Below are 20,257 nucleotides of genomic sequence, written 5' to 3'. Positions count from 1 at the left end.
AATGAAAAAACTTTCCATGCTTATCTCAGCGGCACTGCTTTCTTCAACCGTTTCTGTGGCTGCACAGGCGCAGGACACCATGGCGATTGTGGTATCAACCCTGAATAACCCATTCTTCGTTACCATGAAAGAAGGCGCGGAAAACAAAGCCAAGGAACTGGGTTACGACCTGATTGTGCTGGATTCGCAAAACGACCCGAGCAAAGAGCTTTCCAACGTGGAAGATTTGACCGTTCGCGGCGTGAAGGCGATTCTGATCAACCCAACGGATTCTGCAGCGGTTTCTAATGCTATCCGCATTGCCAACCGCAGCGAGATCCCAGTACTGACGCTGGACCGCGGTGCGCAGCGTGGTGAAGTGGTGAGCCACATTGCGTCTGACAACGTGGCAGGCGGTGAAATGGCCGGTAAATTCATCATGGAGAAAGTGGGCGAGAAGGCCAAGGTTATCCAGCTTGAAGGTATTGCCGGTACGTCAGCAGCCCGTGAGCGTGGCGAAGGCTTCATGAACGTGGTAAATGGCGGTTCGATGGAACTGCTGGCGAGCCAGCCTGCTGATTTCGACCGTACCAAAGGTCTGAACGTGATGGAAAACATGCTGGCAGCGAACCCGGATGTTCAGGCGGTGTTTGCACAAAACGATGAAATGGCGCTGGGTGCACTGCGCGCGGTGCAGGCGTCTGGCAAAAACGTGCTGATTGTGGGCTTTGACGGCACGGACGACGGTATTGCAGCGGTAAACCGTGGCAAACTGGCGGCGACCATTGCACAGCAACCAGAGCTGATTGGCGCGATGGGCGTGGAAATGGCAGACAAAGTGCTGAAAGGCGAAGCGGTTGAGAAATCAATTCCGGTTCCGCTGAAAGTGGTGACTCAGTAAGCGTTTAAGCGCTAACCCCACCCTAACCCTCCCCTTGAAAAGGGGAGGGAATTTAAAGTCCTATCTCTCTTGAAAAGGGGAGGGATTTAAAGCCCTATCTCTCTTGAAAAGGGGTGGGAATTTAAAGCGAATTGCTTTGCCGTCTTGAACAAGACACCAAATCAATCTGTTTTACTGACAACAATAAAACCTCCCACTGAGAGGTTGAGGACAGCTCAATGAATAAGTTAGTGGTTTTAGGGAGCGTTAACGCTGACCACGTGCTGCAGGTGCCTTCTTTTCCCCGTCCGGGTGAAACCCTGCATGGTCGCAATTATCAGGTTATTCCAGGCGGAAAAGGGGCGAATCAGGCGGTGGCGGCGGCGCGTCTGAATGCGGATATCGGCTTTATTGCCTGCGTAGGTGATGACCCGTTTGGTATCAATATCCGTGAAAGCTTTAAGTGCGATGGCATCAATATCGGTGGCGTGAAAATGCAGGCTGACTGCCCGACCGGTATCGCCATGATTCAGGTGTCAGACAGCGGCGAGAACAGCATTTGTATTTCCGCCGAAGCCAATGCCAAACTGACGGCGCAGGCGGTTGAACCTGAGCTGGAACGAATCCGCCAGGCCGAATACCTGCTGATGCAACTGGAAACCCCGATGGATGGCATCGAACGCGCGGCGCAGGTGGCGAAAGAGCATGGCACCAAGGTTATCCTGAACCCGGCACCTGCCCGTGAGCTGCCAGAAAGTCTGCTGGCTTGCGTGGATATCATTACTCCGAATGAAACCGAAGCCGAAGTACTGACAGGTATAAAAGTGGACGATGAAGTCACCGCCAAGGCTGCGGCGGCCAAGCTGCACGAAAAGGGCATTGAAACCGTGATGGTCACCTTGGGTGCAAAAGGCGTGTATGTCAGCCTGCAAGGCGAAGGTAAAATCGTTCCGGGATTTCGCGTGGAAGCGATCGACACCACGGCCGCAGGCGATACCTTCAATGGCGCATTCGTGACTGGTCTAATGGAATCAATGCCTTTAGAATCAGCCATTAAGTTCGCTCACGCCGCGGCAGCGATTTCAGTGACCCGCTTCGGGGCACAAACGTCTATCCCAACCCGCGAGGAAGTAGACGCCTTCTTGCAACAAAACGCCTGATTAAGGAGAACGCATGGCGACAATGAAAGACATCGCGAAGTTAGCCGGTGTTTCAACCTCAACCGTCAGCCATGTGATAAACAAAACGCGCTTTGTCAGTGACGAAATTGCAGAGCGCGTGAACAATGCTGCCAAAGAACTCAATTATTACGCGCCCTCCGCGTTGGCGCGTAGCTTCAAGACCAACCGCACCAACACCATCGGCATGCTAATGACCACCTCCACCAACCCGTTTTTCGGCGAAGTGGTAAAAGGGGTCGAACGCTGCTGCTATCACGAAGGCTATAACCTGATCCTCTGCAATACCGAAGGGGACGTGAAACGCATGCGCGCTTCGGTGGAAACCTTGATGCAAAAGCGCGTCGACGGTTTCATCCTGATGTGTTCAACCCTGGAATCAGAATACAGCGCGATCCTGGAACGCCTAGCCGATGTGCCTGTGGTGTTGATGGACTGGGGCCCGATTTCGTATCCCTGCGACAAAATTCAGGACAACTCCCTGCGCGGCGGTTACCTGGCCACCAAACACCTGATTGCTAATGGTCACCGTGATATCGGTTGTATTACAGGGCCGCTTTATAAGCATCAGGCGCAAATGCGCTATCAGGGTTTTAAGCGGGCAATGAAAGAAGCCAATCTCGAAATCCATCCACATTGGGTAATTGAAGGGGACTTTGAGTGTGAGGGAGGTTATCAGGCCTTCGACAAATTCAAGCAGCACGGTACTCTGCCTACAGCGGTGTTTGCCGGAAACGACATGATGGCGATGGGGCTGATAAATGCCGCCCATGAGCAGGGTGTTTCTGTGCCGAGTGACCTTTCGGTAATGGGTTACGATGATATCCACGTCGCCCGCTATATGACACCTTCACTGACCACGGTTCACCAGCCGAAATACCGTTTGGGCAAGGCCGCCGTTGACGCGCTGGTTGCCCGCATTGCGGATCGTGAGCGGGACTCACAGGTTGTAGAGCTTGAACCTACGGTGGTTGAGCGCGGTTCTGTTATCCCTTGTAAAGGGAATGACCAATGAAACAGGTAGGTTCCCGCGCATTGATTGTGGAAGGTGGCGCCATGCGTGGCGTTTTTTCTTGTGGGGTACTCGACCATTTCCTTGAACAGGATTTCTCACCGTTCGACAGCTTTTGGGGCGTTTCCGCCGGTGCCAGTAATCTTGCTGCTTATCTGGCGAAAATGCCGGGTCGGAACCTGAAAATCTACCTCGACTACAGCCTGAGAAAAGAATTTCTCCGCCCAGGCAAGTTCCTGCGTGGCGGCGATTTGATGGATCTCGACTGGATGTGGAATATCACCCTGAAAGAGCTGGGCATTGATAGAAACGTACTCAGCGCGGATCCTAGGCCATTTTTTCTTGGCGTGACAAGGCAAGACAACGGCAAACCGGAATACCATACCCCGGATGTCGATATGCTGGTGGAAACCATGAAAGCCAGCAGCGCTTTGCCCGTGATGTACCGACAAGGCGTTGAACTGAACGGCGTGCGTTATGTTGATGGTGGGGTGACTGATGCCATTCCCGTCGCTGAAGCGATCCGCCGCGGCGCAACCAAAATCATGGTACTTCGCAGCCGACCTGCAAGTTACCGTAAACCGGCAGGCAAGTTCGGTGGTTTAACCCGCCGCATGCTTAAAGATCATCCCGCCCTGATTGAGCCCATGCTCACCCGCCATATCCGCTACAACCAAACACTGGATCTCATCGACAATCCACCTGACGGTGTCGAAATCATTCAAATCTGCCCACCGGAAAACTTCAAACTCAAACGCCTCAGCCGCGAAAAAGCGCCGCTGGAAGCTGCGTATCATTTGGGTGTTGAAGCGGGGAAAGAGGCGGTTTTGCTGTGGTCTCAGCTTTCAAATTAACGGAAACTACAATGGAAATCTCAGTAACACGCATCGACAAAACTAACGCCGAGCATGAGCGCATGTTTGGGGTTTTATTCAGTGAATATATGGCTGATGAGCCGGTGGAGTTTGATCTGTCGGTTGTCCGTCATCTGTTCACCTTGCCTTACTTTCACGGTTTTATGACATTCGTTGATGGCCAGCCTGCCGGATGTGCAGTCTGCTTTGAATCTTACTCGACCCATAGCAATAAGAATGTCATGAATATCCATGATTTTATGGTTTCGGGGAAATTCCGTGGGAAAGGACTGGGCAAGGCTCAACTCACTGGCATCGAGCAATATTGCCGTGAGAACAACTATGTGAAGATCACTCTGGAAGTGGCAGGCGACAATGAAGTGGCCAAAAAGCTGTACCGCTCATGCGAGTTTGAAGATTTCAACGTGTTCTTAAAAGACCAATTGCATTGGCAGAAGTACCTCAAATAGTTTGTTCGCAGGCGATGTTGTGCAGAATTTTCGAATCGCACCAGATTGTTGCATCGGGACTGACCAAGAAAAAACAAAAAGAGCTGGGCTTGCAACCGCCTGATTGATTGTCAGTGGTGCCGTCCAGCTCTTCGTGAGTTTATTTTGCTTCAGCTTGGAAGCTGTCATTCATTCAACGGTTAACCCGTTGTCGCTTCAATAACAAAACCCTTCACTTCTGCCATCAGCAAAGCCTTCATACACATTGGCAAATCGCTTCGGTGCACTAGAGGCTTTTTTCTTCGGCCGTCGTTTAACCGGGCGCGTGTCCATGCTTTCCTGACGTGTCAGTTCTTCGGCGTGGGATTGGGCGCGGGCGAGAAATGTTTCATCCTGCAGTGCCGCCTTTCGGCTCTGGTTCACGCGCTCCAGCAGTTGGTTAAATTCTTTGTTGTTCATAATTCAACCCTCCTAACTACACTGTTTGTATAAACACTGTTTATGTATACAGTATTGCCGTGAAGTGTCAATCCGTCAACGTTTCTCCTTCTTGTATGGTGAATTAAACACCTGCTAAGTGGGTCTTTTGCGCAGTTGCAGGCGTGCGATTCGTTTACTCAGGGTGTAAATGCGTTTCAGCACTTCCACCCATTCCATTTGAATGCGGAAGCTCGCCAGTCGCGTTTGAGTACCTTGAGACAAACGCTCGGCCTGATGTTTCAACACTTCTTCTAAGAGCGCATTGATTTCCCGTTTGGCGCGCATAACGCCTTCTGCCAGCTGGTCGTCGTTACGTCGGATGGCATTAACGCTGTCGAGCAGCGCTTTTCTCACCCTGTCCTGGGTTAAATCGAGCGTTTTGTGCATTTCTTCACTGGCGTGGAAGTCGGTTTCCAGCGTTTTGTAGCTGAGTGGCAGCAAGCCGTTGACCACCAAATCCGCAATGCTTTCCAGTTGGTCGGTGATGCTCACCAGTTTGATCTGCTGGTTACTCTGGGTTTTTGAGAGTGGGTTGTGGCGCAGTTTGCCAAGGTAGGTCAGGATTTGGGCGTGCAGGGTATCGACTTCATCCTCAATCTTTTCAATCTCCCGCAAGGTTTCCCGAACTTCCTGCTTCTCTCTATCGTTTTTCAAATCCACACCAATAGACGGCAGCATGTTCACCATATTCACGACGCGGCGGCCAACACGCGCTAACTCAAGCTGAGCCTGTTCCAGAGCAATATCTGGCGTGGAAAGGAAGTCATCGCGGATATATTTTACTTCCAGCTTTTGCAGTTCCCGCTCTTTGGTGTCTTTTACATCCGGTGGCACCAGCTTTTTCACAGCGGTCACGAAATAAGCGCTGAAGGGCAACATGATGAGGGTGTTGAGCACGTTAAACAGGGTGTTGGCGTTGGCGATTTGCCGTGGGGATTCAACGGCCAGACGCTCCATGCCCATCAACTCCGGTGAAGCAGGGGAAATAGCTGTTGCGGCATAGGCGAGCAGGGAGATAAAGGGCAGCCAGATGAGCACACCAATCACATTAAACAGAAGGTGGATGCCGGAAGTTTGCTTTGATTCTGCATCCTTGCCAATGGTCGCCAATAAGGCGGTGACACAAGTACCGATATTGGCACCCATTGCCAGCGCGATACCGGTTTCCAGCGAGATAAAGCCTTGACCTGCAAGCACGATAACAATACCGGTCGTGGCGGAAGAAGACTGCACCAGTGCGGTAAATGCGGCAGCAACCAGAATGGCAAACAGTGGGTTATCCATGGTCGCCATCAGGTCAATAAATGGCTGGTAGGTGCGAAGTGGGGTCATGGCTTCGCTCATCATGTTCATGCCAAGGAACAGCATCCCGAGCCCGAGAACGATATTGCCATAATTTTTGAATGGCTCATTTTTTGCGCTCAATTGCACAACAAAACCCACCGCAATCATGGCCAGTGCGGCTTTGGTGACTTTAAAGGCGATAATTTGAGCAGTCACAGTGGTGCCAATATTGGCACCCATTATCACACCAACAGTCTGGTTGAGTGACATCAATCCCGCACTGACAAAACCAACCAACAAGACGGTGGTCACCGAGGAAGACTGGATAACGGCGGTGAGCCCTGCACCTGTGAATACGCCGCTGATCCGGCTTTTGGTCAGCGTCGCCAGCACCTGTTTCATCTTGCTTCCCGCAGCTTGCTTCAGCGAGTGCGACATCTTTTCCATGCCGTAGAGAAACAGTGCCAAACCACCAAACAACCCCATAGACATGGTGAGGTAATCCAGCGAAAGGCTGCTTTGGGCAAACGCAGTGGAAGGCAGCAGGCAGGCGAGGGCAAGTAGGGATTTGGTCATAGGCACACTTAACGGTTTGTTATTTATCGAGTATAGGTCGGTGTGCCTTGATTTCTTTTAGTATGGTTCACAGTTTTCAATTCATTAAAACTCAATAGATTGTCGTATTGACCCATTTCCCAAAGAGAAAATTGAAAACTGAGTCATCCCGGTTGTGACGGAAGATTTGGCTTCATCAATTGGGTTTGAATGTTTCTGCATTTGTGGTCTGGTCAGAACTTCCCGTTTTGGTTATTCCAGATTTCCCTTGGCGGAATGGCTTCCACCGTGTCCCAATGCTCGACAATCTTGCCGTTTTCCAACCGGAACAGATCATAAAAGGCTGAATGGGTGCCATTGCGGTAGCCTTCACAAACGGCGAGGACAAAATTGCCTTCGGCCAGGGTGCGGTGAAAAGCCTGATAGTGAATGCATGGCTTGCCATCGGACATTTTGGCAGACAGCGCCTTGATCAGGTTGTTGATATCGTCATCCTGCTCTGGGCTGTGTTCCGTGTAGTGGTCTTTATCGAAGTAGCCTGGCAGGGCGGGAATATCACCGGCAATCAGCACTTCCTGAATGAAGGACTCAACCGTATCCCTGTTTCGCTTGGTGGCTTCGAGGTCGGTGACCTCTGTTGCGCCATCCACCATGCTGTGTCCGGATGCATTGGGCGGTTGTTTGAGTTGCAGGTTATCCCAGTGCTCGACAGTTTTTTCTCCCTCAAACCGGAATACCTCGAAGCAGATTTTTACGCTGCTGAAGTCATACTCAGTGTGGGCAAACACATAGTCGCCGTCTGAAAAAATGCGGATTATCTCCACATGGGGATTGGTTTTGGCCAAGCGGGCAAAAAGCTCGGCAAGCCCGATATCTCCCTCTTTTGTCATCGGGTTGTGTTGCTTGTACTGTTTTTCATCCACGACAGTCACAGCGCTGGCATCGCCGTGTTCGATGCCTTTTTTGAGCAGGTCATGAATTCTTTGCTTTCGGATCTCGTTCACGTGCAAATTTCCTCAGTAGGTCTCTCAATTAGCGAGTTTAGCTGAGCACATCTATGACATTTGGCTAGATTATGATTCAGGGAACCACTTCCTTCTCAACATAAAAACAACGTGTTATCGAATGGCGTAATAGAGTGAAAATACACCCCCGTCACTGTGACCGGGCGGTAAGGGTTTAATAACGGAGCGTAAGCATGGATTGGTTATTTCTGGGTTTGGCTATGTGGTGTTTGGTGCACTTTATCCCGACGTTGGGCGTGGGGATCAAACAGTCCCTGATCGCCCAAATGGGTAACAACGGTTATCGCGCTGCGTTTTCAGTGCTGATTGTGCTGTCGCTGGTGATGATTGTGATGGGCTGGCGAAGCTCGATACCGGAATTTCTTTATGTATTGCCTGCGTTTACCCGCCCATTGGCAATGCTGCTGGTCTTGGTTGCGTTTATCTTTTTCGTTGCAGCCAAACTACCGACAAGACTAAAGCAATATGTCCGCAACCCGCAGCTTACCAGTGTGATTTTATGGGCAATTGCCCATTTGGTGTTAAATGGTGACACCCGCGCCGTTATGCTGTTTGGTACTTTGGGCGTGTGGGCGATTCTGGAAATCGTCTTTATCAACAAACGCGACGGTGAATGGGTAAAACCACCCGTGCCGGGTTGGGGCGCCGAAGTGAAGGTTGTCGTGATTGGATTCGTCGCTTATGTGGCGGTCATGTTCTTGCACCCCTATATTGCCGGAGTGCCAGTTCACGGATAAAGCGCTTCTACCTGAAACAGCGCCTGAAACAATATCCGCAATATAAAACCGAAAACGGCCCGAGATGGGCCGTTTTGTTATCTAATCTGTCTGTTGGTGATTCGAAACTAAAACGTGCAGGAGATATCGCTGTGACCAAAGGTTGCACCGCAGCGGCAACATTGTTGGTAGCTGCTGCCTAGCATCATATCCAGAGAGTTGGAAAGTACGATGGTGGCGCGCTGGAAAAGGGTGGCGTCTACTGCCGCCTGTTGAGGTTTCAGTTCGATAAGGGTGTGTGGCGTAATCTCGCCGCATTCATCACAAAAGAGTTTGTTCTCGCGATCGGCCATAAGTCCTTCCTCGGCTGTTTTGCTGCCTAAATGATGGGGAGCGCTCACGGTTAAGCCTACACAGCCAGCCTGACATTCCTATTTTGAGGGGGCAGAGTTGAGAAACGGCTCAAACAAATTGGCAGGATTTGGGCGGAAAATAGACGATTAATGTAACGGGATGGTAACAAAACGATGGCTCCGAAGAGCCAACGTGTGGACGTGTATCTTTGTCTATCAGTAGTGGATAGCGCGTGGCAGCTCTTTAGCCTGTGCAACCCAGTCTTCCACTTTGCTTTCGCCGGGAAGTTGGCGAACCAGGTTTTTCTCTTCGTTGACCTCGGCCATTTTGGCAGCCAGGTTCGCAGCATTACGCTGTGCGAGTTCTGGAACGGTATCCACGCCTGCGCATTCAAGCAGATCGGCGTATTGGGTGCTGATGCCTTTAATGCGAGCCAAATCTGCGCGATTCAGCCACTTCAGTACCAGTTTTCCGCTGATGCCGCTCTCTTCCGCAATGGCTTTCCGGCCTGAAGGCTGAGCACCTTTTTCCAGCAGTTGCTCGATGGTGTTTATGCCGATGGCTTCCAGTTTCTCGGCGTATGTTCCACCAATGCCTTCAATATCAACAAGCTTTGTCATTTGCTCTTCTCCTTAACTATTGAGCGATAAGCCCAATGCAAGACGGAACGGAGTCGGAGCGAATGCGCCGCCCTGCATTCAGCAAAAAAAATGTAGCAGGACAGGAGTGAGGACAATTGTCATGTTTCTGGTAATTGCAGGAAAAACAAAAAGCCATGCGTTGGCATGGCTTTGGTGCTTCTTAAAATATTATTAGCGCTCTGCGGTGATTTTCACGATTTCCACCAACACATCCGCGGCGGCATGCAGGGATTTCACCGGCAGAAATTCATAGATAGAGTGGAAGTTGTGCGCGCCGGTAAACAGGTTCGGGCAAGGTAGCCCTTTTTGCGACAGCACTGCACCATCGTAACCACCGCGCATCGGCATGGCTTTCACTTCAATACCACAACGCGCGTAAGCTGCTTTGGCGATATCAATCGGGAAGCTGGCATCACCTTCAAGGCTGTTTTTCACGTTCTCATAGCGGTCGGCCAGGGTGATGGTCACCGAGCCTTCACCCCAAAGCGTTTCACATGATGCTGCTAGTTGCTTGAGGAAGTTCATACGGTGCTGGTAGCCCGCTTTAGTGAAATCGCGCACGTCCATTTTCAGCGTGGTTTTGGCGCTGTTGCCCTGAAGCTCTTTCACCCAGTAGTAACCTTCGCGGCCTTCGGTGTATTCCGGCGCTTCGCCCGGAGGCAACATAGCGATGAATTTGTGCGCCATCAGTAGGGAGTTTTTCAGCTTGCCCTTGGCTGACATTGGGTGCGCAGACTGGCCGGTAAAGGTGACAACCACATCGCCCGCGTTCCAGTTTTCATAAACAAACTCACCGATACCGCCGCAATCCAGCGTGTAAGCGAAATCCGCGCCGAAGCTTTCTACATCAAATGCCTTGGCACCGCGCAGACCTTGTTCTTCATCCGGCACAAAACCAACTTTCACCGTGCCGCGCTCAATCTCCGGGTTGGCTTTGAAATACTGCAGCATGTGCATGATCGCCGCGATACCCGCTTTATCGTCCGCACCCAGCAAGCTGGTACCGTCGGTCACAATCAAGTCTTGCCCAATGTAATCATTCAGCTCAGGGAACTGCGCCAGTGGCATGGTGATATTGGCGTCGGCATTCAGGGTGACGTCGCCACCGGTGTAATGAACGATGTGCGCCTTGGTATCCGCCGTTTGCTCGGCACTGGTATCAAGGTGGGCAAAAAACGACACCACAGGCAGAGACTTATCGGTGTTGGCAGGCAGGGTCGCGGTTAGGATCGCGCGCTCATTCAGCAAAATATCACAAAGTCCCAAGGCTTCCAGTTCACTTTTCAGCAGTTCCGCCAGCACACGCTGCCCCGGGCTGGAAGGCATAATGCCCGCTGCGCCATTTTCACGGCTGGTGGTGGTGTTGATTCGGGTATAGGCAAGAAAACGATCGACAATATTCATAGTACTTCTTCAATAATGAAACCAATGAGTTGGCCAAAGCATACATGTCGTTTTGCAAGCTCAATGTTAACTGAATCACAAGGTTGCAGTGGGGGAGGTGGACAACTTTTATGAAAGTAATGATGTTGTAAATTTGGCTGGATTTGGTGAATAAGTGATTCGTTGGAATCGCGGAAGAGGTAATGGATTGGAGATTTTTCTTTGAAACATTGAAAACAAAAAAGCGAACCAACCGGTTCGCTTTTTAGTTATTTGACCATACCTAACCGATTCAATTCGAATCAGTCTTCCATATAGCTTTCAATGCTTGGGCAAGAGCAGATCAGGTTGCGGTCGCCGTATACGTTATCGACGCGGTTAACGGTCGGCCAGTATTTAGCGGCTTTCGCCTGAGCACTTGGGAAGCATGCGGTTTCGCGGCTGTATGGGCGATCCCACTCTGCAGCCATCAAATCAGCCTGGGTGTGAGGGGCATTAACCAGTGGGTTGTTCTCCAAAGGCCATTCACCGTCCTGCACTTTGGCGATTTCTTCACGGATAGCGATCATCGCATCACAGAAACGATCCAGCTCTGCTTTGTCTTCACTTTCCGTTGGCTCAATCATCAAGGTGCCTGCAACCGGGAACGACATGGTTGGCGCGTGGAAACCGAAGTCCATCAGACGCTTCGCAATGTCTTCCTCAGAAATGCCCGACGCTTCCTTGATTGGGCGGATATCGATGATGCACTCGTGCGCAATACGGCCGTGTGTACCGCGGTACAGCACTGGGTAGTAAGGGCGCAGACGCTCCATCACATAGTTGGCGCTCAGGATAGCAACCTTGGTTGCTTCCGTCAGACCCGGCTCACCCATCATGGCGATGTAAGCCCATGAGATTGGCAGGATAGAGGCACTACCCAGCTGCGCAGCAGAAACCGCATGGCCTGTGCCGTTCACTACGTGACCTGGCAGGAATGGCGCAAGGTGCGATTTCACACCGATAGGTCCCATACCTGGGCCGCCGCCACCGTGCGGGATACAGAAGGTTTTGTGCAGGTTGAGGTGTGACACGTCAGAGCCGATAAAGCCCGGGCTTGTCAGGCCAACCTGCGCGTTCATGTTTGCACCGTCAAGGTACACCTGACCGCCTGCTTCGTGGATCAGTTCGCACACTTCCTGCACGGCTTCCTCGTAGACACCATGGGTAGAAGGGTAGGTGATCATGATGCAGGAGAGATCGTGGCGGTGTTTTTCGATCTTGGCTTTCAGGTCGTTGATGTCGATGTTGCCGTTGGCATCACAGCCGACAACTACCACTTTCATCGAAACCATCGCTGCGGATGCCGGGTTGGTACCGTGCGCAGAGCTTGGGATCAGACACACATTACGATGTGCTTCACCGCGGCTTTCATGGTAGCGCTGAATAGCAACCAGACCTGCGTATTCGCCCTGTGCGCCAGAGTTTGGCTGCAGGGAGAACGCATCGTAGCCCGTGATTTCACACAGCATCTTGCTCAGCGAGTCTGCCAGTTCGGTATAACCCGCGGCTTGCTCAGCCGGAACGAATGGGTGCAGGGCGCCAAATTCTGGCCAAGTCACCGGGATCATTTCTGCCGCTGCGTTCAGCTTCATGGTACAGCTGCCGAGCGGGATCATGCCGTGGGTCAGCGAGAAGTCTTTGTTTTCCAGCTTTTTCATGTAACGCATCAGCTGGGTTTCGCTGTGGTGGGTGTTAAACACCGGGTGCGTCAGGTAATCGCTGTTGCGGCGGCATGACTCAGGAATCGCTGCGAACTCATCGGCTTCAATGGCTGAAGCGAACTGCGCGACGTCGGTTTCATCTGTCAGTGCTGCCAGCAATTCGTTAACGTCTGCGAGCGTGGTGGTTTCATCAAAACTGATGCCCAGTTGACCATCCAGTTTGCGCAGGTTGAAGCCTGCATCCTGTGCTTTTTTGAACAGAGCCTCTGTCTGATCACCGGTGTTGAGGGTGATGGTGTCAAAAAAGTCGTGGAAGGCCAGTGCAATGCCTGCGTGGTTAAACGCAGCAGCGGCAATAGCGGTCAGGTGGTGAACGCGGCGGGCGATTTTCTTCAGACCTTGTGGGCCGTGGTAAACCGCGTAGAAGGCCGCCATGTTTGCCAGCAATGCCTGTGCTGTACAGATGTTGGAGGTCGCTTTTTCACGGCGGATATGCTGCTCGCGGGTCTGCATGGCCATACGCAGTGCCTGGTTGCCGTTGGCATCAATCGATACGCCGATAACGCGGCCAGGCATGGTGCGTTTCAGTTTGTCACGGGTCGCCATAAAGGCAGCGTGTGGGCCACCAAAGCCCATTGGCACGCCGAAGCGTTGTGCAGAACCGATGACAACGTCTGCACCCATTTCACCCGGCGCTTTCAGCACAGTCAGTGAAAGCAGGTCAGCGGCAACAGTGACCAGAGTTTTGTTGGCTTGCGCTTGGGCAATGATGTCGCTCAGATCGCGAACCTGACCTGTGGTGCCAGGGTATTGCAGCAGTGCACCGAACACATCTTGCGATGGCAGGGTTTCTGCCGCACCGGTGACCACGTCGTAGCCCATGTATTGGGCGCGGGTTTTGATCACTTCCAGCGTTTGCGGGTGAACATCGTCGGCAACGAAAAAGGCGTTACTTTTGCTCTTGCCGCCACGCTTACACAGGGTCATCGCTTCTGCCGCAGCAGTCGCTTCATCCAGCAGGGAGGCGTTCGCCAGTTCCATGCCGGTCAAATCCATCACCATTTGCTGGAAGTTCAGCAGTGATTCAAGACGGCCTTGGGAGATCTCTGGCTGGTATGGGGTGTAAGCGGTGTACCAACCCGGATTTTCCAGCACGTTGCGCAGGATTGGGTGTGGCGTATGGGTGCCGTAGTAACCCTGTCCAATCAGGCTGCGTTTGATTTGGTTTTTGCCTGCAATGGCTTTGAGCTTGGCGAGCATCGCCACTTCGCTCAATGGCGCTTCCAGTGCCATTGGCTCTGGCAAACGGATACCTGCAGGAACGGTTTCTTCAATCAAATGCTCAAGGCTGGTGGCATTGACCGTCTGCAGCATGGTATCCATGTCGCTTTCGCGCGGGCCATTGTGGCGAGTAAGGAACTCGTTGTCCGGTGTTAACTGATCGAGTAAACGTAATTCTGTCATGACCTTGGTCCTGAATTAGTCTTCAACGGTTTCCTGATAAGCGTCTGCGCTCATCAGGTGGTCGAGGTTGCTGTCGTCAGCGAGTTTGATTTTTGCAATCCAGCCGCCTTCAAAAGGTGCTTCGTTGACCAGTTCCGGGCTCTCTTCCAGCGCTTCATTCACTTCAACCACTTCGCCGTTTACTGGGCCATAGATGTCTGACGCAGCTTTAACAGATTCGACAAGCGAGAAGGTTTCGCCGCTTTCTACTTCGCTGCCGACTTCAGGCAGGTCTACAAACACCACGTCACCCAGCAGACGCTGTGCATGATCGGAAATACCGATAGTGACAGTGCCGTCGCCGTTATCCTTCACCCACTCGTGGCTTTCAGTAAACTTCAGGGTTGAGTCCATTTTTACTTCTCCGTGTGAAACGCATTAATCGAGCTTCGCCAAAAAGCGGCAAATCTTGTGTGTTTTGCCAACGCCTGTAGGCGTTGGCGTAATCATCCTTTTTGCAAGTACTGCGGTTAACAGGCCACCACATTGATTGGAATAGTGTTGGTTGCCAGGCCGCCCTGAGAGGTTTCCTTGTACTTGCTCATCATGTCGAGACCGGTCTCGTGCATGGTTTTAATCACGCTGTCGAGCGACACATGGTGCTCGCCGTCGCCATTCAGTGCCAAGCGGGTTGCGTTTATCGCTTTCACTGCGCCCATGGTGTTGCGTTCGATACAGGGCACCTGCACCAGACCGTTGATAGGGTCGCAGGTCAGGCCGAGGTTGTGCTCCATGCCAATCTCTGCCGCGTTTTCAATTTGTTCAACGCTGGCGTTCATGGCGGCGGCCAACCCTGCGGCAGCCATGGAACAGGCCACGCCGATTTCACCCTGACAACCAACCTCTGCCGCTGAGATAGACGCATTGGTTTTATATAGTGAACCAATAGCGGCAGCGACAGCGAGGAAGGTACGGATACCCTGTGCGTTATTCGGCGCAACAAACTTGTTGTAGTAGGCCAGCACGGCAGGAATCACACCTGCGGCTCCGTTTGTCGGTGCTGTCACTACGCGCCCACCGGCGGCGTTTTCCTCGTTAACTGCCATGGCGTACATGTTGACCCAGTCATTGGTGTCGACAGGCAAGCCGTCAGAATCTTTTTTCTTGATGCTGTCGTGCAGCTTTTTCGCCCTGCGCTTGAGTGATAGTCCGCCCGGCAAAATGCCGTCTTGCGTCATGCCACGTTCAATGCAATCTGCCATCACCTGCCACATTGCATCGATCTGCGCGTAAACCGTTTCCATTGTGGCTTTGGGATCCTGCGCCTTGGCGCGGGCCAGTTCGTTTTTCAGCACAATGTCGGCGATTGAGCATTTCTCTTTCTTACAGAGTGCGAGCAATTCAGCGGCGTTACTGAACGGGTAGGGCGGAACAAAATCGTTCGCCAGTGCGTCCGTTTCCCCTTTCTCGACCACAAATCCGCCACCAACAGAAAAGTAGGTGCGGCTGAGTAACACAGCATCGTCGTTACCGAATGCGGTGATGGTCATGCCATTCGGATGTTCCGGCAGCACCTGGTCAAAGTGGAAGACCACGTCTTTGTCCCAGTCGAACGGGACGAAGCGGTGTCCATCCAGTGGCAGTTCTTTACTGCCTTTCACCATGTTGGTTAGGGTCGGGATGTCGTCCGGATTCACGCTTTCCGGCCATTCGCCCATCAAACCGATGACACAGGCCACATCAGTGGCGTGTCCTTTCCCTGTTAATGCCAGAGATCCGAACAATTCCACAGAAACCCGTTCTGTGCTGTGAAGCTTTTCTGATTCTCGCAGTTCAGCAGCAAATCTTGCGCTGGCGACCATCGGCCCCACGGTGTGGGAGCTGGAAGGGCCAACGCCAATTTTAAAAAGGTCAAACATGCTATGGCTCATCGCACGTCTCCTGGTTGTTTGTATGTGCTTTCCACGTCTGTGGGCTTACCCAAGGATACGGATAAACAGCGTTACCTTGGGTATAGCAAGCGTGGCGCTTTATTGTTATTTGCATTTCAACATTTGCGTAACATACAAAACGAATTTGCGCCCTGCAAAACAAAATTTCCAATAAGAAACTCTCAATGTGATCCCATGAACAGTTCTCACAATATGACCACTTGAGATTGGCACCAGAAGAAAAACTTTGCGCAAACGTTTGCCTTTTTACGCGCTTATGGATTGTTTTGCAAATGCACAATAAGTGCACATAGATTAAGGTCATTTAAAACAAAGAGATAGGGAGATTGGTTGAAAGTGACTGTTTTGGCGGGGATTTTCCGTGCTGAATTCCCGCTCCGCAGAAATATTTGCGTTTAAATTGCGTCCGGAAATTTTTGCGCTAAGTTTCCAATAGGAAACTTTTTGTTAAAAATGTTAACTTGCGCGTAGGGTGTCACACCGGCTTCGTGTAAGAATGCGCCCATTGAGGCCATGAACATGATGTGCCTGTCGGAATCAGGGAGAGAGCAAAATGGCAGATTCAGATGCACAGGATGTGTATCCGTCAGTGACTGTTGAGCGGGCTGGATTTCAGGGCGATGCGCCTATTTCCCCACTCAAGCTTGGCGAACGGCTAAAAGAGATCCGCACCAGCAGCGGTCTGACACTGGAAGAGGCGAGCAAATTAACAGGGCTTGCCCGCTCAACCTTATCGAAAATCGAAAACGAACAAATTTCGCCGACGTTTCAGGCAATGCAGAAGTTGGCAGCGGGATTGAATATCGACATTCCCCAACTGTTTGCGCCACCGAAACAGCGTCAGGCAACCGGTCGCCGCGATGTGACCCGTGCAGGTGAAGGTAAACCACGCCCAACCGGCACCTATGAGCACGAATTGTTGGCAACGCAGTTGACCAACAAAAAGATGTTTCCGTTTAAATCCCGTGTGAGGGCGCGTTCGTTCGAAGAGTATGACGAATGGATCCGTCACGATGGCGAAGAGTTTTTATTGGTGCTGGAAGGTGCGATTGCCTTCTACTCCGAATTTTATGAAGTGATTGAACTGAATGAAGGCGACAGCGTGTATTACGACGCTGCAATGGGCCACATGCTCACCTCAGTCAGTGAAGATGATGCCCTTATCCTCTGGGTAACGGCTTCCTAATCACGATTAACGCAATGCTGCCTGGCAGAATTTGAGAACGTCGGCTTCGGCCGTGAACATGGAGTGAAACATGTCTCAGGATTTACTGAAAACCCCGCTGCATGCCCTGCACATCGAAATGGGCGCGAAAATGGTACCGTTCGCTGGTTACGACATGCCGGTGCAATATGAGTTAGGTGTACGTAAAGAGCACATTCATTGCCGTGAACAGGCAGGTTTGTTCGACGTTTCACACATGGGGCAACTTCGCCTTCATGGCGCAAATGCAGCAAAAGCGCTGGAAACCCTGGTACCGGTCGACATCATCGACTTACCGGCAGGCAAGCAGCGTTATGCACTGTTTACCAACGCGGAAGGCGGCCTGATGGATGACCTGATGGTCACCAACTTTGGCGACCATCTTTTTGTGGTGGTTAACGCAGCGTGTAAAGATCAGGATATCGCTCACCTTCGCGCCAATATGCCGGATGATGTCACCATCGAAGTGATTGAAGACCGTGCACTGCTGGCACTGCAAGGCCCGAAAGCGGCGCAAGTGCTGGCAACCCTGAACCCAGCGGTTGCCGACATGGTGTTTATGGATGCGGCAGCCATGGATTTGGACGGCGTAGAGTGTCTGGTAAGCCGCTCTGGCTACACAGGCGAAGACGGTTACGAGATTTCAGTGCCTGCAGAAAAAGCAGAAGACTTTGCACGTAAGCTTCTCGCTAATGATGAAGTGGAGTGGATTGGTCTGGGCGCCCGTGATTCACTGCGCCTGGAATGTGGCCTGTGCCTGTATGGTCATGACATTGATACCACCACTACGCCCGTTGAGGCCAGCCTGCTGTGGGCACTAAGCAAACCACGCCGCGCTGACGGTGAACGTGCCGGTGGCTTCCCGGGTGCGGATATCATTCTCGACCAAATCGCCACCAAAGCGGTTTCCCGCAAGCGTATTGGTCTGGTGGGTGCGAGCAAAGCGCCAGTGCGTGAAGGTTCGAAGCTGTTTGATGCAGATGATAACGAAATCGGCATTGTGACCAGCGGTACCTTCGGCCCAACCAAAGGCCAGCCAGTCGCCATGGGCTATGTGGCAACACCGTTTGCAGCAGAGGGTACTGAGGTATTCGCTGAAGTGCGTGGTAAGAAGTTGCCGATGACCGTCGAGAAAATGCCGTTTGTCCCTCAGCGTTACTATCGCGGTTAATTGACTGAGAATGTAAGAAAAGTTCCGAACAGTAGCGAAACTGGCGATAAAAAGCGGCAAAATCCCGCCTACTGTATTGAATGTTAATGACACTCCCAAAGGCTGATGGATAACATCGGCCTTTTTCTTTGTCTGTCAGTTTGATAGGAAATCTAAAATTTCATTGTGTCGGAAAATTTAACGGCTCGGGTCAGATCTGGCACTGCATATGCTTCCCCCTTAATGGTGAGCTTTTTGTCAATAAGAGTGAAACCCATGTTGATTGAAGGCGTTAGTCTGTGAATTCGTGCAGAATCAACCAATTTAGCAGGCGATTCACAGGATTATGGATTAAGGTCTTATAGATAAGACTGAAGGTCGAAGGAGAAAAGGCAGTATGCTTGCTGAACAACGGGATGATATTGATAACCCCCTGATCTGGCCAATTTTAAGTGTGCTGGAAGCATCACCACAAAGCTGGAAAGTCCACTACTTAATGGCTGAACTTCAGAAAAATACCATCATGGACCATTTGGATGATGACCCCCAACTGGACTTGTTCAAGCGTAATTTTCTCATCATGAATGCCCTTTACCAGCTGCAGGAAATGTTGCTGCCCCAGCAATGGCTGCAGGTAGAGTCGATGGACATTCGCCTGATGTGGCGGGGTGCAGGTTCAGGGTTTGTGCAACACGAAATCAACCGTGACGACCCACTGCGTGGCTACTACATGGACTGGAGCAATTACGATGCCCAATTGGAGGATGTGCGTGAACTGCTTTCCTCTTTCTGGAAACGCTACCAGCAGCATGTGGGACATTGCAGCGAAACCACGGTAGAAAGGCGCAATGCACTTTCAGCACTGGGACTTTCTGAGACTGCATCGGATTCTGAAATCCGGCGTCAGTGGCGGAAAATGGCGCTGAAATGGCATCCGGATCGCCCAGAAGGGGACGCAGCAATATTTCGCACCATGTGTGAAGCCTGGCAGAGTTTACGGCTTTAAACGCTTGGAAAGGTGAAAATCAGGAAACCCGGCCTATACAGCGCCGGGTTTTTTATTCGTGACCCGCCGGCTTCTCGCGGCCGAAAGGGTAAACAGCAACAGCGTCACCATCACGACAGTGCCGCCCAGCAATACATTTTCACTGGGTACTTCTCCAAGGACAGCCCAGACGAACAGCGGCCCAAGAATCGCTTCCAGCAACATGAAAAGGTTGGCGTGGGCGGCAGGTAAAAAGCGTGGACCGAGGGAAATCAACATAAAGGAGACCGGCACCACACCCGCACACAGGATAAGAATATACACCCACTCTTTTGCTGACAGGGAAAACGGCTCAGCACCCGCAAACAATGAAATGATCGAAGTACATAACCCGCCGAGGATCAGAAAAAGGGCAGCATTCGCGCTCTTGCTGTATCTAAGAATGACAAAGTAGGTGGCGAGCATAAATGCGGTGACCAGCGCCATCATGTTGCCGAAAGAAGCAGTTGGCATAGGTTGGTCGGAAAAGACCAGCCCGACACCGACAATGGCCGCCATAATGGCAATAACTGTTCTTAGCTCCACCCGCTCACTTAGCACCACAAAAGCCAGTAGGGCACTGATCAGCGGACTGACATTGATGATGATCAGCGTGCTGGCGACCTGGGTGTGCTCAATTGAAAGTACAAAGCAGACAGTAGAAATGGAGAAGGCGAACGAGCCAACGAGCAGCGTTTTGGACGGTTTACGTAGTGCAGCAAGGGTGTTTGCTGGGCGCGTGACAAGCATAAAGCCCGCGATAACAGCCGCAGAAAGTAATCCACGCCAGAACAGCAACGTCCATCCTGACGATTCAATCAGTCGGATAAGCAGGCTGTCTACACTCAGTATCGTTACACCCGCTATCATGGCAAAAGTCCCTTTCGCTAGTGGTGTCACGCTCTCTCCTTCTACGTTGGCAGGCTCAGCAATTGATCTGTCGGTGAAAAATCTGGCTTACAGATCCTAGCCCATTTATGGCGTGATTCAT

General features: G+C 51.7%; 19 protein-coding genes. 9 read left to right on the top strand and 10 right to left on the bottom strand.

Annotation, left to right across the window (positions count from 1 at the left end):
* Nucleotide 1 precedes the first annotated feature (1 nt).
* From rbsB to KU854_RS10970, 5 genes are all read left to right on the top strand, one after another.
* Entirely contained in the window at nucleotides 2-880 is an 879-nt protein-coding gene (gene rbsB, locus KU854_RS10990) for a ribose ABC transporter substrate-binding protein RbsB (protein WP_054779965.1), read from the top strand.
* A gap of 218 nt (nucleotides 881-1,098) precedes the next feature.
* Nucleotides 1,099-2,019 (top strand): ribokinase, encoded by a 921-nt coding sequence (rbsK, locus tag KU854_RS10985; protein ID WP_218358597.1) that lies wholly within the window; start codon nucleotides 1,099-1,101, stop codon nucleotides 2,017-2,019.
* A 13-nt stretch (nucleotides 2,020-2,032) separates the two neighbouring features.
* Nucleotides 2,033-3,052, top strand: a complete 1,020-nt coding sequence (locus KU854_RS10980) for a substrate-binding domain-containing protein (protein ID WP_218358596.1) — start codon at nucleotides 2,033-2,035, stop codon at nucleotides 3,050-3,052.
* On the top strand, nucleotides 3,049-3,903 hold the full coding sequence (locus KU854_RS10975; protein WP_218358595.1) for a patatin-like phospholipase family protein: 855 nt from the start codon (nucleotides 3,049-3,051) through the stop codon (nucleotides 3,901-3,903). The genes KU854_RS10980 and KU854_RS10975 overlap by 4 nt, the downstream gene beginning before the upstream one ends.
* An 11-nt stretch (nucleotides 3,904-3,914) precedes the next feature.
* Nucleotides 3,915-4,373: a GNAT family N-acetyltransferase gene (locus KU854_RS10970; RefSeq protein ID WP_218358594.1), complete on the top strand. Its 459-nt coding sequence runs from the start codon at nucleotides 3,915-3,917 to the stop codon at nucleotides 4,371-4,373.
* A 195-nt stretch (nucleotides 4,374-4,568) separates the two neighbouring features.
* Here KU854_RS10970 and KU854_RS10965 read toward each other — a convergent pair whose 3' ends face one another.
* The 3 genes from KU854_RS10965 to KU854_RS10955 all read right to left on the bottom strand — a co-directional run bounded on the left by KU854_RS10965 (nucleotide 4,569) and on the right by KU854_RS10955 (nucleotide 7,675).
* Entirely contained in the window at nucleotides 4,569-4,811 is a 243-nt protein-coding gene (locus tag KU854_RS10965; protein ID WP_218358593.1) for a hypothetical protein, read from the bottom strand.
* 114 nt (nucleotides 4,812-4,925) lie between these two features.
* Nucleotides 4,926-6,692 carry a Na/Pi cotransporter family protein gene (locus KU854_RS10960; protein WP_255555526.1) on the bottom strand — a complete coding sequence of 589 codons (1,767 nt, stop codon included), beginning with the start codon at nucleotides 6,690-6,692 and terminating at the stop codon, nucleotides 4,926-4,928.
* Between the two features lie 212 nt (nucleotides 6,693-6,904).
* Nucleotides 6,905-7,675: a nuclear transport factor 2 family protein gene (locus KU854_RS10955; protein WP_218358592.1), complete on the bottom strand. Its 771-nt coding sequence runs from the start codon at nucleotides 7,673-7,675 to the stop codon at nucleotides 6,905-6,907.
* A 194-nt stretch (nucleotides 7,676-7,869) separates the two neighbouring features.
* Between KU854_RS10955 and KU854_RS10950 the strand changes: the two genes are divergently transcribed.
* Entirely contained in the window at nucleotides 7,870-8,433 is a 564-nt protein-coding gene (locus KU854_RS10950; protein ID WP_218358591.1) for an NnrU family protein, read from the top strand.
* A 107-nt stretch (nucleotides 8,434-8,540) separates the two neighbouring features.
* Here KU854_RS10950 and KU854_RS10945 read toward each other — a convergent pair whose 3' ends face one another.
* The 6 genes from KU854_RS10945 to KU854_RS10920 all read right to left on the bottom strand — a co-directional run bounded on the left by KU854_RS10945 (nucleotide 8,541) and on the right by KU854_RS10920 (nucleotide 15,867).
* Complete coding sequence (locus tag KU854_RS10945) at nucleotides 8,541-8,765, bottom strand: hypothetical protein (protein WP_054779975.1); 225 nt, start codon at nucleotides 8,763-8,765, stop codon at nucleotides 8,541-8,543.
* 216 nt (nucleotides 8,766-8,981) lie between these two features.
* The gene (locus tag KU854_RS10940; RefSeq protein WP_054779976.1) at nucleotides 8,982-9,386 is read right to left on the bottom strand and encodes a DUF4332 domain-containing protein; all 405 of its coding nucleotides are present in this window, start codon (nucleotides 9,384-9,386) and stop codon (nucleotides 8,982-8,984) included.
* A 192-nt stretch (nucleotides 9,387-9,578) separates the two neighbouring features.
* A complete protein-coding gene (gene pepT / locus KU854_RS10935; protein WP_218358590.1) occupies nucleotides 9,579-10,811 on the bottom strand; it encodes a peptidase T in 1,233 nt (410 codons plus the stop codon).
* Between the two features lie 281 nt (nucleotides 10,812-11,092).
* Entirely contained in the window at nucleotides 11,093-13,957 is a 2,865-nt protein-coding gene (gene gcvP, locus KU854_RS10930) for an aminomethyl-transferring glycine dehydrogenase (protein ID WP_218358589.1), read from the bottom strand.
* A 15-nt stretch (nucleotides 13,958-13,972) separates the two neighbouring features.
* Complete coding sequence (gene gcvH / locus KU854_RS10925) at nucleotides 13,973-14,350, bottom strand: glycine cleavage system protein GcvH (RefSeq protein ID WP_218358588.1); 378 nt, start codon at nucleotides 14,348-14,350, stop codon at nucleotides 13,973-13,975.
* Between the two features lie 116 nt (nucleotides 14,351-14,466).
* Entirely contained in the window at nucleotides 14,467-15,867 is a 1,401-nt protein-coding gene (locus tag KU854_RS10920; protein WP_218358587.1) for an L-serine ammonia-lyase, read from the bottom strand.
* A gap of 574 nt (nucleotides 15,868-16,441) precedes the next feature.
* Here KU854_RS10920 and KU854_RS10915 point away from each other — a divergent pair.
* From KU854_RS10915 to KU854_RS10905, 3 genes are all read left to right on the top strand, one after another.
* Nucleotides 16,442-17,074, top strand: a complete 633-nt coding sequence (locus tag KU854_RS10915; RefSeq protein ID WP_054779979.1) for a helix-turn-helix domain-containing protein — start codon at nucleotides 16,442-16,444, stop codon at nucleotides 17,072-17,074.
* 70 nt (nucleotides 17,075-17,144) lie between these two features.
* Nucleotides 17,145-18,263, top strand: coding sequence for a glycine cleavage system aminomethyltransferase GcvT (gene gcvT / locus KU854_RS10910; RefSeq protein WP_218358586.1), 1,119 nt, complete (start codon nucleotides 17,145-17,147; stop codon nucleotides 18,261-18,263).
* A gap of 376 nt (nucleotides 18,264-18,639) precedes the next feature.
* The gene (locus tag KU854_RS10905) at nucleotides 18,640-19,248 is read left to right on the top strand and encodes a DNA-J related domain-containing protein (protein WP_218358585.1); all 609 of its coding nucleotides are present in this window, start codon (nucleotides 18,640-18,642) and stop codon (nucleotides 19,246-19,248) included.
* 33 nt (nucleotides 19,249-19,281) lie between these two features.
* Here KU854_RS10905 and KU854_RS10900 read toward each other — a convergent pair whose 3' ends face one another.
* Entirely contained in the window at nucleotides 19,282-20,166 is an 885-nt protein-coding gene (locus KU854_RS10900; protein ID WP_336245244.1) for a DMT family transporter, read from the bottom strand.
* Between the last annotated feature and the right edge of the window lie 91 nt (nucleotides 20,167-20,257).

The organism is Enterovibrio paralichthyis (assembly GCF_019209835.1).
GTDB classification, from domain to species: Bacteria; Pseudomonadota; Gammaproteobacteria; order Enterobacterales; family Vibrionaceae; genus Enterovibrio; species Enterovibrio paralichthyis.
The sequence above is the reverse complement of the archived record's forward strand: the minus strand, read 5'-3'. Positions and strand labels throughout refer to the sequence as shown.